We start from the raw sequence: 12838 nt of genomic DNA, 5'->3' as shown, positions 1-12838 counted from the left end.
ACCACCCCACTGACAGCACCCCGGGAGCCGCCGCATGACCTCCGTCGTACCGTCCTTCGAGCTGGTGGCCGGGGCCGTGGAGTCCCCCGTGATTCTGCATGTGCCGCATTCCTCGCGGGAGATACCGGACGAGGTGCGCGCGGGGATCGTGCTGGGCGATGCCGCGCTGGAGCGGGAGCTGGATCACCTGGTGGACGCGCACACCGCGGAGCTGGCCGCGCGGGCCGCCGGGCTGTCGGGGGTGACGCCGTGGCGGTTCGTCAATCGGCTGTCGCGGTTGGTCGTCGATCCGGAGCGGTTTCCGGACGGGCGGGAGGAGATGCTCGCCGTCGGGATGGGCGCCGTATACACGCGGACCGCGCACCGAGGAGTGCTGCGGCCCGCGGACACCGACCCCGAGCCTCTGCTCGCGCGGTACTTCCGGCCGTACGCGCGGGCCATGAGCGAGGCTGTCGCCGAGCGGCTGGCCGTGGCGGGGCGGGTCGTGATCGTCGATGTGCACTCGTACCCCAGTGCGGCGCTGCCCTACGAGATGCATGGCGACGGGCCGCGGCCGGCTGTCTGTCTCGGTACCGATTCCTTTCACACCCCGGCGGAGCTGGTCACCGCCGCCCGTGACGCTTTCGGGGAGGTCGGGCTGGACAGCCCGTTCAGCGGGACGTACGTGCCGTTGGAGTTCTACGGCCGGGAGCCCCGGGTCACCGCGCTGATGGTGGAGATCCGCCGGGACACCTACATGAGCGAGCCGGGTGGGGCCGCCGACGCGGGGCTGGGGCGGCTCGCCTCCGCGCTCGCGAGGCTCGTCGACGCCGTGTCCCGCTGACCTCCGGCTGGAGCACTCCCGCGCGACACCCGGCCCGCACGCGGCGAGGGTGGAGGGCATGACCGAGGAGACCACCACGCTCACCGGCCCTCCCGTACGGGACTGGCCCGCCCACGACCTGGCCGGGACGGAGTTCGACCCGGTGCTGGCGGAGCTGATGCGGGAGGGGCCGCTGACCCGGATCCGGCTGCCGTTCGGAGAGGGGTGGGCATGGCTGGCCACCCGCTACGAGGACGTCAGGCAGATCACCAACGATCCGCGGTTCAGCCGTACCGCGGGAATGGACCGCCAGGTCACCCGGCTCGCTCCGCACTTCGCGCCGCGGCCGGGCTCCCCCGCGTGGGCCGACCAGCCCGACCACAACCGGCTGCGCAAGGCCGTGGCGAGCGCGTTCACGGTGAGCGCGATGAAACGGCTGCGACCTCGCGCGCAGGAGCTCCTCGACCCGCTGGTGGCGGGGATCGTGCGGGACGGCCCGCCCGCCGATCTCGTCGAGCGTGTGCTCGAACCCTTCCCGGTGGCCCTGATCTGCGAGGTCATGGGGGTGCCCGCCGCCGACCGGCCCCGGATGCACGCCTGGGCGGCGCAGATCGTCTCCACGAAGGGCGGGGCGGAGGCCGCCGCCGAGGCCAAGAAGGGCATGTTCGGCTGGATCGCGGAGACCGTCCGGGCCCGCGCCCACAGCGACGGCGACGACGTGTACTCGCTGATCGGCGCGGCGCTGCGGCGGGGTGAGATCAACGAGGCGGAGGCGGTCGGACTGGCCGCGCCCCTGCAGATCGGCGGCGAGGCGGTCACCCACAACTGCGGGCAGACGCTGTACCTGTTGCTGACCCGTCCCGAGCTGATGGAGCGGATGCGCGATCGGCCCGAGGCCCGCGCGAGCGCCCTGGACGAGCTGATGCGCTATGTCCCGCACCGCACCGCGGTCGGGCTCGCCCGGATCGCCCTGGAGGACGTCGAACTGGGCGGGCAGCGGATCCGTGCGGGCGATCCGGTGTACGTCTCCTATCTGGCCGCCAACCGCGATCCGGACGTCTTCCCCGACCCGGACCGCATCGACCTCGACCGGGACCCCAACCCACACCTGTCCTTCGGCAACGGCCCGCACTACTGCACGGGCGCGGTGCTGGCGCGGCTCCAGATCGAGCTCATGGTGGGCGCCCTCGTCGACCGGCTGCCGGGACTGCGGCTCGCGGTCCCGGCCGACCAGGTGGTCTGGCGCCGGAAGACGATGATCCGCGGGCCGCAGTCCCTGCCCGTCATCTGGGACTGACTCGCAGGACGCCGCCGGCTCAGACCGTCAGCCAGTCGGTGACGATCGCCTCCCTGCCGGTCCTCAGCCGCAGCGCGAAAGGACCGGCAGGGGGTTGGCCGTAGGTGAAGCGCCCCATGTCGTCGGTGGTCAGCGGGGTGCCGGTCTGCGGCCCGCTGAGCACCTCGATCAACGCCTCCTGGGGCGGCAGCACCTGCCCCAGCAGGCCCTCCCCGGTGACCTCCACGTCCACGGTGACCTCGCCCGCCCGGAAGGTCAGCATCCGCGGTACGTCCGTGGCTCCCCTGACGGGGATGGCGTCCACCACCGAGTCGAAGGTCAGCTCGGCGATCCGGGAGTCGAGGTCGTGCAGGGCGTAGGCCTCCACGGCGATCTGCCGCAGCTGGGCCGGCACCGGGTCGAGGATGCCGGCGGCCCTGCGGAGTTCCTCCTCCAGCAGGTCCGCGTCGGCGTCCAGGGCGTCGTAGTCCTCGTCGAACGTGTCGTCGTCGTTCATCTCGTCCCTCATACCGCCCCCCGCGCTTCGAGTCGGGCCCGCAGCCGACGCAGACAGCGCTGGCGCAGGGGGCCGATGCTGCCCACGGCGATGCCCAGCGCGGCGGACACCTCCTGGTAACTGGGCGGCGGCGAGGCCATCAGGATGCGCAGCAACTGCCTGCACCGGTCGCCGAGTTCCTCGAACTCCTGCCACAGATGGCGGATGCGTTCGCTCTGTACGGCCGCCTCCTCGGAGTCGAGGAGGGACTGTTCCGGCGTACGGTCCTCGCTGACGCGGTCGAGCAGTTGCGGATCGTCGGTGGGTGTCAGTCGCCTTAAGCTCTTGAGCACCTTCAGACATTCGTGGCGCGCGGTGCTGGCGAGCCACGATCCGGCCTTCTGCGGCTCTCGGATCCGGCCGAGGTGCTGGGCGAAGCGGAACCACACGGTCTGGTACACCTCGTGCGCGTCGGCGTCACTCAGCCGGTGTGCGCGCACGACGGACCACACCAGTGGGCTCAGCCCTTCCACGAGCGCCTTCCAGGCCGCCGCGTCACCGTCGACGGCGGACTGGACCAGCGCGCCGACATCTGCTCGGTCCACGGCCCCACCCCTCGTGTACGGCAAGTCATCGTACGCCGTGGAGGGGGCGAGTTCGGCCCTCATGCCCCAGGAGAGAGCTGTACGACCGTCCCCTGGCGCCAGGTGGGCGGTACGAGCGCCGGCACGTGCGCCCCGCGCACTTCCGCGAACTCGGTGTTGGCGGCGAGCAGTTGCCCGCGGGCGGCGCGTGGGTCGGTCTCCTTGTGGGCGGTCATGTGGGCGGCGACCAGGGCGGCGGCGGCCGGGGTGGCGAAGGAGGTGCCGCTCCAGTGGGCGTAGCCGTCGAACATCACCTGGTCCGGCTTGGCGGAGGTGCCGTCGTCGCTCAACACGCCGGTGTGGCGGGGGTGTTGGCAGGTGCAGAGGTAGGTGAAGTTGAAGCGGCAGGCGTCGTAGGTGGAGTGCTGGTAGACGTACGGAACGGGTGCGTCGAAGCCGGTGAGGGTGCTGGTGAGGCGCTCGCCGGGAGCGTAGGCGTTGACCCAGGAGCCGTGGTTGCTGAAGCAGGCGCCGTGGTCGCCGTCGGTGCGCAGGGCGCCGATCGACAGGACGCTGCTCGCGTAGTCGGGCAGGGAGGCGTAGGCGGCGGGCCAGAAGGGTGTCGCGCTGGAGTTGTTGCCGGCCGCCGCCACCAACAGGGTGCGCTGCTGCCGCAGTTCCTGCATGAAGGCGTCCACGCCGAGCAGGCCGTCGGTGCGGCCGTTGGAGGTGCCGGCGGAGAGGCTGATGATGTCGGGCCAGCCGTCACGGTCGACGGCGGCGAACAGGGCCTCGCCGAAGTCGGATTCGAGGATGGCGCCGGCGTCGTTGAGGGTGTTGCGCACGGTGATGTTCGTGTTGGGCGCGACGGACGCGACGATGCCCGCGATGAACGTGCCGTGGCCGACGTAGATCTTCAGGTTGCCCTGGTCGTCGGTCTCGGTGCCGTGCAGGTCGCCCTGGACGTGCGTCAGGAGCGGGACCAGCGTGTGGTCGTGGGTGAGACCGTTGTCGATCACGAGGACGCCGACCGCGGTGTCGGCGTCGTAACCGGCCTCCGCGGGGGCCGGGTTGGTGCCGCCGGTGAGCGGGGCGGGCACGGGTTCGTCGCCGGGACAGGAGTTGACGGCGATGGACACCACGTGGTTGCGGCTGACCAGCCGGCGTCCCGCGCGTCCCTCCGGTTCGCGCATGGCGCGCAGGGCGTTGGCCACGGCCCGGTCGGCGCGGCGGTCGCCGTGGCCGGGGTCGCCGACCTGGATACGGGTGATGCCCGAGCGGTTGGTCTGCGGCCCCGCGCGGCGTACCTGGTCGCCGCTGAGGCCGGTCGCCGCGGTGAAGTGGTCGCGGACGGTGTTCTCGACGAGCGCTGCCTCCTCACCGTCCCGCGCGAGGACCACACCCTTCTCGTAGATGAACTCGGCCGCGTCGTCCGGTCCCATCGCGAGGGAGACGTCGGGCATCGATCGCTGGATCTGGTCGAACTGCTCCGGGAATCGCTGAGGTGCCATGGCGTGTCCTCCCACTTGAGCGGTGGTCGTCAGTCAGAGTCTCGGGTCCGCCGATTGATACAGCGCCACCCCTGTGTGCCGTACGACCCGGAGCACTACCATCCGTTGGGTGACGGCGGGAAGCGACACGGTTCTCGAACTGCTGCCCATGGTGTTCGCCGCCCCCAAACAGGCGCTGGCGAGGGCAGAGGAAGTAATCGGCTCCGACCCCTCACCGCTGCATGCCTCCGTCGCCCATCAGGTGATCGGCATCTGGCAGCGCGACTGGGGCGACATGAAGATCGCGCTGCGCCATCTGCGCCGCGCCCGCGACCTCGCCGTACGCGCCGAGTCCGCCGACCGCGAGGCCGACGTGCTGGCCGCGCTCGGTGTGGCGCTCGTGACCGCGGGGCGCACCCGGCAGGGTCTGGACGCGCTGGAGCGCGGGGTCGCGGTGAGCAGCGGGCACACCCGCGCGCGGGTGCTGTACCGGCGGGCCTACGCCTCCTGGGTGCTCGGCCGGCACCGGGAGGCGCTGGAGGACGTACGCCGGGCGATTCCCGTGCTGCGGCAGGTGGACGACGTGATCTGGACGGCGCGGGCGCTGACGCTGCGGGCGACCGTGCATCTGGCGGTCGGTGCGGTGGAGCGGGCCGAGGCGGACTTCGCGGCGGCCGAAACGCTGTTCGACACCACGGGCCAGGAGCACGACAAGGCGGACGGGGTGGAGAGTCGGGGGCTCGCCGCGTTCCGGTCCGGTGACGTCCCGGCGGCGCTGCGGCTGTTCGACGAGGCCGGGGAACGGTACGCCAAGCTCGGCACGCCGTCGTTCATGCTGTACATCCGGCGCTGCGAGGTGTTGATGGCGGCCGGGCTGGCGCCTGAGGCGCTGGCGGAGGCGGACGCGGCGATCGCCGTCCTTGACGGGATCGGCGGGCAGTCCACCCTCAAGGCGGAGCTGCTGCTGGCCGCGGCTCGGGCGGCCCGGCGGGCGGGCGATCCGCACACCGCGATCGCGCGGGCGGCGCTCGCGGTGCGGCTGTTCGCCGCGCAGCGGCGGTCCTGGTGGGAGACGCACGCCCGGCTGGTGCTGGTGGAGGCGCGTCTGGCCGCCGGACGCGGCTCGGGGCGGCTGGTGGCCGACGCGGCCGAAGTCGCCGAGCGCCTGGCCGGGTTCGGGGCGCCGGCCGCGCCCGAGGCCTCGCTGCTGGCGGGGCGGATCGCGCTGGGGCTGGGCTGGACCGCGGATGCCGAACGGCATCTGGCGATCGCCGCCCGCAGCCGGCACAGCGGTCCTCCGCTGGCGCGGATGACGGGCTGGGCGGCGCAGGCGCTGCGGGCCAGGGCGGCCGGTTCGGGGCGGGGCATCCTGGAGGCCTGCCGACGTGGCCTCGACGTGCTCGACGACCATCGGATGACGCTGGGTGCCTCGGAGCTCAGGGCCCGGGCCACCGAACAGGGCGCGGAACTGGCCGCGTTGGCCCAGCGGGCGAGCCTGGACTCCGGCAACCCGCGCCGGCTGCTGGTGTGGAGCGAGCGCTGGCGGGCCACCGCGCTGTCCGCGCCGCCGACCCGCCCGCCGGCCGACCCGGCGCTGCTGAGCGATCTGACGGCGTTCCGGGAGATCGCGGCCCGCGCGGAGGCCGCCCGCCGGGAGGCCCGCCCGCTGCCGGTCCTTGAGCGTGAACAGCGGCGCCTGGAACGGGAGATCCGCTCCCGCACCCTGCACATCCGCGGCGACCACCCCGGCGACGGCATCCGCTTCGACCCGAGCCGGCTGCTGGAACGGCTGGGTGACGACGTACGCCTGGTCGAACTGGCTGTGCTGGACGGGCGTGTCCAGGTGCTGCTGTGCGGGCAGGGGCGGGTGCGGCGGTTCGAGGCCGGCTTGCTGCACGAGGCGGAGACCGAGGCGGAGCATGTGCAGGCCGGGCTGCGCCGGCTGGCGCATCCGGGGGCGGAGGCACGGCTGCCGGTGGTGGAGGCGGCGGGGCGGCGGCTGGAGAAGCTGCTGCTCGGTCCGGCCGCGGCCCACCTCGGCTCCGGGCCGGTCGTCGTCGTACCGCCGGGCCGGCTGCACCGGGTGCCGTGGGCGCTGTTGCCGTCGCTGCGGGAGCGGGTGCTCAGCGTGTCGCCGTCGGCGAGCAGCTGGCTGCGGGCCCGCGAGACCGAACCGCCGCCCGGTGGCCGCCATGTGCTGGTCCGTGGGCCGGGGTTGGCGACCGAGGGCGCCGAGGTGCCCGAACTGGCGGGCCGGTACGGCGGATCGACCGTCCTTGAGGAGGACGAGGCCCGGGTGCCAAGGGTGTTGACGGAGCTCGACGGGGCCGCGCTGGCGCATATCGCCGCGCACGGCACCTTCCGCGCCGACAGCCCGCTGTTCTCCTCGCTGCGGATGGCCGACGGGCCGATCGTCGTGCACGACTTCGAACGCCTCGACCGCAGCCCGTACCGGATCATCCTGTCCTGCTGCGACACCGCCCGGTTCGCCTCGGTCGGCGCGGACGAGCTGCTCGGCCTGGTCACCGCGCTGCTGCCGCTGGGCACGGCGGGCGTGGTGGCGTGCACCGCGCCGGTCAACGACGCGGCGGTGGTCCCGCTGATGCTCGCCCTGCACCAGGCGCTGAGCACCGGTCTGTCCCTGGCCGAGGCCCTGCGCGACGCGCGGGCGGCACTGCCGGGCGATGCCACGCACCAGGCGACGGGGTGGGCGTTCTCGGCGTTCGGCGCGGCGTGAGCGCGTGTCCGACGAGGGCGGCGGCCTGACCCCTCCCCCGATTACGGGGGTCAGACCGCCGGTCGGTGGGCCGGCTCAGGCCGGCTGTGCGGCGGGCAGTTCCACCAGCCACGGCAGCGCTCCGCGGTCGTTCGCGCCGAGCCGGGCGTAGGCGCTGTAGAGGTGGTTGCCGACGGTGCGGATGGAGAGCGTCAGCTTCTCCGCGATCTGCCGGTTGCTGAGGCCGGCGGCGGCGAGGGTGACGATCTGCCGCTGGCGTGCGGTGAGTTCGCCGAGGACCAGTCCGGACAGGGCCGGGGTGCGGGCCCCTTGGCAGCGGCGGGCGAGGGCGACGGCCCGGGTGCGCGAGGTGCGGGCGGCGCGCGGGTCGCGGTGGGCGCGGACGGCCTGCGCGTGCGCCTCGGCGGCGAACAGCAGGAACCCGCGCTCCTCCAGCCGCTCGGCGGCCCGGTCCAGCGCCGGTCCGTCGTTGCGGGCGAGCGCGTCGGCGTGCAGGGCGAACACCCCGGTGCCCGGCCGCGCGTGGGGAGCTCCGAGGCGTACGGCGTCGTAGGCGTCGGTGACGGTTTCCAGAGCGGTGTCGAGGTCACCGCGCGCCGCCGCGAGCCATGCCGTGACCGGTCCGCCGGTGTCGCCGTCGAGGCCCGTCGTCTCTCCCGACTGCGTTGCCGCCAGGGCAAGTTCGGTACGGCAGGCCGGGTCGGCCGCCGTTTCCCGCAGTCCCTCCCTCGCCCAGGCCGCCGCCTCCCGCAGCTCTCCGCGCAGCCGGGCGAACCTCGCCCGTACGGCCGCGTACCGCGCCGGGACCGGCTGTCCCTCCGCGATGAGCCACTCCCCCACGGGCGCGTCCGTCTCCCGTACGTCGGCGCGCTCGATCCGGTCCGCGAGCGCGGCGGCCTCCGCCGCGAGGGCCGCCGCGCACTGCTCCGGCCCGCGGGCCAGCCGCCTGGCCCGCAGCCGGCCGGCCGCGGCCCGCAGCACCGGGCCGTGCAGGGGGTGGGCGAGACGTACGGCGCCGTCGTCGTCGACGTGTACCAGGCCGTCGGCTTCGAGGCGTTCGAGGGCGGGCAGGTCGAGGTCGTCCATGGAGTGCGGCAACGGCTCGGCGAAGGCCAGGAGTTCGAGCGTCTCGCGGTCCGCGCACTCCAGGACCCGCGCCGTCCGTTCCCGCACGGTCGTGGTGACCGGCATCGGGCCCCGCCACGCCCGGTCCTCCGAGTCGGGCTGCCGGGTGAGCAGCCCGCTCTCGCGGACCGCGCCGATCAGCTCGCGCAGCAGGCGCAGATCGCCACGGCACAGCCGGTGCAGTCGGTTGACGGTGAGCGGTTCCAGGCCGCCGCCGACACCCGCCGCGGCCAACTGGGCCGTCTCCTCGTGGGGCAGCGGTTCCAGGACGAGCCGCGGCAGCAGCTCACCGGTCCACAGCCGGGAGACGGCGCCCGGCACGGGGGCGCCGTCGGTGGCGACGACCAGCAGCCGCGTGCGGCCGTGCACGGCGAGCTGGTGGACCAGGGCGGCCGAGGCGTCGTCGAGCAGCTGGGCGTCGTCGACCAGCAACAGGCGGACGGCGGACAGCAGTTGAACCGCCCGGTGCAGGTTCACCGTCTCGGGCAGCAGATGGGCGAACGCGGCGAACGGGATGTGCCGGGTCTCGGGCGTCCCGGCCACCCTGGCGCAGTCGGTGCCGCGGACGGCCTCCGTCACGAGCCGGGTCTTGCCGCAGCCCGCCGGGCCGGTGACCACGATGCCGTGGTGACCTGCGGCCGACGAGCGGCGGATCAGCTCGAGTTCGTCCTCCCGGCCGGTGAACGGCCAGGGCAGCTCCAGGGTTTTCGCGTCCCGTTCGAAAGTCATCACACCTACAGGAGCGCGAGTACTCAAGCCTGATACACGGGGACTTGAGTAGCCCTCGACTCAGGCGCCCGCGGACGGCCGACGGCACTCTTGGCGCATGGCTTCCCGCTACTGCTCCCTCGCGCAGCAGTCGGCCCCCGTCTTCACACCGGGGTTGACCGCCGAGCGGTTGAGCGCGCTGGTCGGCGGGGGCCGGATGTGGGTCAACAACACCGTCCTGCACTACTACTTCTTCGACGGCGACTCGGACGCCTCGGTGATCGCGATACCCGGCAGCGGGGCGACCCGCCGGGTGTCGTGGGTCGGCGCGGAGAAGCAGCGGGACGTCGTACGGGAGTGCTTCCTTCAATGGCAGGACCTCGGCATCGGGGTCACGTTCACCGAGGTCGGCGAACGTTCCGAGGCGGAGCTGCGGATCGGGTTCCAGCTCGGCGACGGCTCCTGGTCGACGGTGGGCAAGGACGCGCTCCGGGTCGGACTGCACGAGCGCACCATGAACTTCGGGTGGGACCTGACCGCGCCGGGGGAGCGCGGGACGGCCCTGCACGAGATCGGGCACGCGCTCGGCATGCACCACGAGCACCAGAACCCGTTCGCCGGGATCCACTGGGACGACGAGGCCGTCTACGCCGAGCTGGCGGGCCCGCCGAACTTCTGGACCCGGGACAAGACGTTCTTCAACATCCTGCGCAAGCTCGACCCCAGCGAGGTGAGCGGCTCCGCCTGGGACCACCAGTCGATCATGGAGTATCCGTTCTCGGCGGGGCTCATCCTGGAGCCGGAGCAGTTCCGTGCGGGTCTGACCCCGCCCGGCACGCTCTCGCCCTCCGACAAGGAGTACGTCCAGCGCTGGTATCCGTCGGTCGGTCCCACACTGCCGCCCGCGCTGATGCCGTTCCGCTCGGCGCCGCTCGGGCTCGGCCCGGGCGAACAGGCGGACTTCACCGTCGAGCCGCCGGAGACCCGCGAGTACAGCGTGGGCACCTTCGGCGACAGCGACACCGTGGTCGTGGTCTTCGAGGAGCGGGACGGGGAACCCCGCTATCTCGGCGGCCAGGACGACGGGGGAACACCGCACAACGCCACCGTCAGGGCCCGTCTCGTCAAGGGCCGCCGCTACTTCGTCCGTGTGCGCCTGTACTCCGCGTGGGGTTCGGGGGAAACCGCGGTCATGTGCTGGTGACAGCACGTACGGCCGCACACGGGCGAGGCTGGACCACTGTCCGGCGCCGGGGGAATGGCCGGCGCTCGTTACCTTCGGGGGAGGGAAACGAGCGCCGGCCACACGGCGTGTTCGAGGGGCAACTCAGGTGAGGCCAGGCGGCGTTCAGCGGTCCATGGGGCGCGCCGGGTCCTTCGACCACTCCTCCAGCGAACCGTCGTACAGCGACACGTCCCTGCGTCCCAGCAGGGTGAGCGCGAGGGCCGCGCCCGCCGCCGAGATGCCGCCGCCGCAGTAGAGGACGACCGGGGAGTCGGTGGTGGTGAGCACCGCGCCGAGGCGGGCGGTGAGTTCGGGCGCGGGCAGCAACCGGCCCGCGGCGTCGAGGAGTTCACGGCCCGGCAGGCTGCGGCTGGCCGGGATGTGGCCCCGGCGGGTGTAGCGGGTGGGGGCGGTGCCGTCGAAGCCGCCGGTCGGCAGCGCGCAGACGAGCACACCGGGACGTTCGCCGCGGCTGACGGCGGCCACCTCGTCCACGTCGGTCCAGAGTCCGGGACGCGGTACGGGGGTGACGGGCGTGACCGCGGGCACCGGGGCCGGCTCCGCACCGGAGGCGAGCGGACGGCCGGCCGCCTCCCATGCCGCCAGCCCGCCGTCGAGCACGGCCGCGGGGACGGAGATCGCCCGCAGCATCCACCACAGCCGGGCCGCCCAGATGCCACCGCCGTTGTCGTACGCCACGACCGCGTCGCCCTCCCCCACGCCGAGCCGGGCGAGCGCCGCGGCGAGCGCCTCGGGGGACGGTACGGCGAAGTGGTAGGGCGCGTCGTGGTCGGAGAAGTCGCCGGTCAGGTCGGCGTGCCGGGAGCCCGGGAGGTGCCGCTCGGCCCAGGCGGCCCGGCCGCTCGCACACCGGTAGTCGCCGTCGTGCCGGGGCGAGGGCAGCAGGGCGGTGGCGTCGAGGACGACCACCCGTGGGTCGTCGAGGCGGGCGGCGAGCCAGGTGTCGTCGACCAGGGGGCCGGGCAGCAGGGAGGTCATGGCGGCCGATGGTACGCCCGTGAGCTGGGCGTCTTACGCGTCGAACAAGGCCGTCCCATATTTCGGACCAGGCTTGCACAGCCTCCCGGGCATGCCGTTATGGTTTCGGCCATCTACGCGGGAGCCCCTACCCGACTGGGCTGAGAGGGCGTCTGGGATCCGTTCGTTCGAACGCGGTCCCCATGGGGACGCCGACCGCACCAACCACGCCAGCCAGGCGTCCCGCGTAGGAGTACACGTGTTCACAGCAGTCGAGCCGAAGCGACCGGTGTCCCCCACCCCGGTGCGCTGCTCCTGTTGTCGTCACTGACCCACCCTCGCCTCTCTCACCGTTCACCGCGCCTTCGCGCGCCTCCTTCGGAGTACCTCCATGCCGCACATCCGGGTCATGCTGGACTATTTCCATCCTTGGCCGAATTCAGCCGGTCTGTACCTGTCCCGTGCCCGTGGCTGGTTCGCCGAGGCGGGCCTCGACGTGGAACTGGCCGTCCAGGATCCGGGACGCGGCGACACGCTGGAGTACCTGGCGCGGGGCGAGGTCGACTTCGGGATCTTCCCGCCGAACCGACTGCTGGCCCGCCGCGCCGCCCACGGCCAGCCGCTGATCGCCGTCGCCGCGGTCAACCACCGTGGTCTGGAGGCGATCCAGACCACCACCTCCACCGGCATCACCCGCCCGCGCGACCTCGCCGGCCGACGGCTCGCCCTCAACCCGACCCCACGCGGCCGTGCCCTGGTCCACCACCTGGTCGCGGCCGACGGCGGCGACCCGGACGCCGTGCTCCTCCTCGACGCGGGCGCCCGCGAACTGACCGTGGACGACATCGAGGCGGGTGAGGCCGACGCCACCTTCGGCAACTACTGGTCCTGGGACGCCCTGCGCGGCGACCTGCCCGAGGAGCGGCGGCTGACCTGGCCGGTGGACGAGATCGGCGCACCTCGCTACCACAGCTACCTGCTCGGTACGAGCGAGCGGCTGCTCGCCGAACAACCCTCCCTGGTAAGGGACTTCCTGGCGGTGACGGCTCGTGGCTACGCAGCCGCCGCCCAGGAACAGGACGGCACTCTGGAGTTGCTGGAAGCCGTGATCCCCTACTTCCCGCGTCCGCTCATCGCCCGTTCGCTCGCGCTGATCGCGCCCACCTGGACGGACCGGGACGGCCGTTGGGGTGTCATCGACGAGAGCCGGATGGGACCGTACGCCCACTGGCTCGCGGAGAACGGCGCGATCGCGCACGACCGCGACTGGGACCGCTCCTTCACCAACGGCCTGCTGGACGTGACCGCGTGACGCTGCTCACCCGGCGGCTCGCCGTCGACTTCAAGCGGGTGGCGAGCGCGCTGTGTCGGGCCTGACCGCCCCGCACCGCTCGCCTCTCCTCCGTACGAAGGACCC

The 12838-nt window shown here is 73.2% G+C and carries 10 protein-coding genes; 5 read left to right on the top strand and 5 right to left on the bottom strand.

Annotation, left to right across the window (positions count from 1 at the left end; genetic code table 11):
• The first annotated feature begins 34 nt into the window (after positions 1-34).
• Positions 35-823, top strand: a complete 789-nt coding sequence (locus tag ACIHIX_RS35630) for an N-formylglutamate amidohydrolase (RefSeq protein ID WP_399963624.1) — start codon at positions 35-37, stop codon at positions 821-823.
• A 58-nt stretch (positions 824-881) separates the two neighbouring features.
• The gene (locus tag ACIHIX_RS35625) at positions 882-2099 is read left to right on the top strand and encodes a cytochrome P450 (RefSeq protein WP_399963622.1); all 1218 of its coding nucleotides are present in this window, start codon (positions 882-884) and stop codon (positions 2097-2099) included.
• Between the two features lie 19 nt (positions 2100-2118).
• Here the strand turns inward: ACIHIX_RS35625 and ACIHIX_RS35620 are convergent, their stop codons facing one another.
• Genes ACIHIX_RS35620 through ACIHIX_RS35610 form a run of 3 tightly spaced genes read right to left on the bottom strand, consistent with a single transcriptional unit; the run spans position 2119 to position 4669 of the window.
• Positions 2119-2595, bottom strand: a complete 477-nt coding sequence (locus tag ACIHIX_RS35620; RefSeq protein WP_399963620.1) for a hypothetical protein — start codon at positions 2593-2595, stop codon at positions 2119-2121.
• Between the two features lie 8 nt (positions 2596-2603).
• Entirely contained in the window at positions 2604-3179 is a 576-nt protein-coding gene (locus ACIHIX_RS35615; RefSeq protein ID WP_329342133.1) for a sigma-70 family RNA polymerase sigma factor, read from the bottom strand.
• A 59-nt stretch (positions 3180-3238) separates the two neighbouring features.
• Positions 3239-4669 (bottom strand): S8/S53 family peptidase, encoded by a 1431-nt coding sequence (locus tag ACIHIX_RS35610; protein ID WP_399963618.1) that lies wholly within the window; start codon positions 4667-4669, stop codon positions 3239-3241.
• Positions 4670-4817: 148 nt separating this feature from the next.
• Between ACIHIX_RS35610 and ACIHIX_RS35605 the strand changes: the two genes are divergently transcribed.
• Positions 4818-7385: a CHAT domain-containing protein gene (locus ACIHIX_RS35605; RefSeq protein ID WP_399963926.1), complete on the top strand. Its 2568-nt coding sequence runs from the start codon at positions 4818-4820 to the stop codon at positions 7383-7385.
• 75 nt (positions 7386-7460) lie between these two features.
• Here the strand turns inward: ACIHIX_RS35605 and ACIHIX_RS35600 are convergent, their stop codons facing one another.
• On the bottom strand, positions 7461-9239 hold the full coding sequence (locus ACIHIX_RS35600) for a LuxR C-terminal-related transcriptional regulator (RefSeq protein ID WP_399963616.1): 1779 nt from the start codon (positions 9237-9239) through the stop codon (positions 7461-7463).
• Between the two features lie 97 nt (positions 9240-9336).
• Here ACIHIX_RS35600 and ACIHIX_RS35595 point away from each other — a divergent pair, with 97 nt between their 5' ends.
• A complete protein-coding gene (locus ACIHIX_RS35595) occupies positions 9337-10422 on the top strand; it encodes a M12 family metallopeptidase (RefSeq protein WP_399963614.1) in 1086 nt (361 codons plus the stop codon).
• A gap of 144 nt (positions 10423-10566) precedes the next feature.
• Here ACIHIX_RS35595 and ACIHIX_RS35590 read toward each other — a convergent pair whose 3' ends face one another.
• On the bottom strand, positions 10567-11442 hold the full coding sequence (locus tag ACIHIX_RS35590) for a sulfurtransferase (RefSeq protein WP_399963613.1): 876 nt from the start codon (positions 11440-11442) through the stop codon (positions 10567-10569).
• Between the two features lie 370 nt (positions 11443-11812).
• On the opposite strand from ACIHIX_RS35590, the gene ACIHIX_RS35585 reads away from it, so the two are divergent.
• A complete protein-coding gene (locus tag ACIHIX_RS35585; protein WP_399963611.1) occupies positions 11813-12733 on the top strand; it encodes an ABC transporter substrate-binding protein in 921 nt (306 codons plus the stop codon).
• The last annotated feature ends 105 nt before the right edge of the window (positions 12734-12838 follow it).

Origin of the sequence: Streptomyces sp. NPDC051913 (genome assembly GCF_044593635.1) — a bacterium.
GTDB lineage: Bacteria > Actinomycetota > Actinomycetes > Streptomycetales > Streptomycetaceae > Streptomyces.
The sequence above is the reverse complement of the archived record's forward strand: the minus strand, read 5'-3'. Positions and strand labels throughout refer to the sequence as shown.